Origin of the sequence: Stenotrophomonas sp. NPDC077421 (genome assembly GCF_049545505.1) — a bacterium.
Lineage (GTDB): Bacteria > Pseudomonadota > Gammaproteobacteria > Xanthomonadales > Xanthomonadaceae > Stenotrophomonas > Stenotrophomonas nematodicola.
The window spans coordinates 1-1,355 of sequence record NZ_JBMWDP010000088.1 but is presented as its reverse complement, the minus strand read 5'-3'; the positions used below and the strand labels follow the sequence as shown (position 1 = coordinate 1,355).

General features: G+C 64.5%; 1 protein-coding gene. It reads right to left on the bottom strand.

All coding sequences use genetic code 11. The features are described from left to right. The coding region (gene pnp / locus ACPEH1_RS20580) for a polyribonucleotide nucleotidyltransferase (RefSeq protein ID WP_423716320.1) at positions 1-1,355 on the bottom strand (1,355 nt) is incomplete at both ends.

The window sequence follows — 1,355 nt, the reverse complement described above, 5'->3', positions numbered from 1 at the left end:
CGGCCACCTTGAAGTCCATGTCGCCCAGGTGATCTTCGTCACCCAGGATGTCGGACAGGACGACGAAGCGCTCGCCTTCCTTGACCAGACCCATCGCGATACCCGCAACCGGCGACTTGACCGGCACGCCGGCGTCCATCAGGGCCAGCGAGGAACCGCAGACCGAAGCCATCGACGAGGAACCGTTGGATTCGGTGATTTCCGACACCACGCGAATGGTGTACGGGAAGGCTTCCAGCGACGGCATCACTGCCAGCACGCCGCGCTTGGCGAGGCGGCCGTGGCCGATTTCGCGACGCTTGGGGCCCATCATGCGGCCGGTCTCACCCACCGAGTACGGGGGGAAGTTGTAATGGAACAGGAAGTTGTCCTTGTACTCACCGGACACGGCGTCGATGACCTGGCCATCACGGGCAGTGCCCAGGGTGATGGTCACGATGGCCTGCGTTTCACCGCGGGTGAACAGCGAGGAACCGTGGGTACGCGGCAGGATGCCGGTCTGCACGGCGATCGGGCGGACGGTGTCCAGCGCACGGCCGTCGATGCGGACCTTGGTGTCCAGCACCGAGTTGCGCATGGTGCTGTATTCCAGCTCGCCGAATTCCTTCGACAGCTCGGCCGGGTTCCAGCCGTCGGCGGCCACGCGGCCAGCCAGCGACTCGGTCACGTCCTTCTTGATCGCGGCGATCGCGTCGCGGCGCTGCAGCTTGTCGCGCACCTGGAAAGCTTCAGCCAGACGCGGGCCGACGGCTTCCTGCAGGGCGCTGATCAGCGCCTCGTTCTTGGCCGGGGCAACCCAGGTCGACGGCTTGGTGCCGGCTTCCACGGTCAGCTCGTTGATGGCGTTGATGACCTTCTGCATTTCGCGGTGACCGAAGGTCACGGCGCCCAGCATCACGTCCTCGGACAGCAGCGCGGCTTCGGATTCAACCATCAGCACGGCGTTGGCGGTACCGGCGACAACCAGTTCCAGCTCCGAATCCTTCAGCTCGGTCACGGTCGGGTTGAGGATGTACTCACCGTTCTTGTAACCCACCTTGGCAGCGGCGATCGGACCCTTGAACGGGGTACCCGCCAGCGACAGCGCGGCCGAGGCACCGATCAGCGCCGGGATGTCACCGTCGATGTCCGGGTTCAGCGACATCACCGTGGCGATGATCTGCACTTCGTTCTTGTAGTCTTCCGGGAACAGCGGACGGATCGGGCGATCGATCAGACGCGAGATCAGCGTCTCCTTTTCGGTCGCGCGGCCTTCGCGCTTGAAGAAGCCACCCGGGATACGGCCACCGGCGTAGAACTTCTCCTGATAGTCACAGGTCAGCGGGAAGAAGTCCTGGCCCTCACGCGCGCTCTTG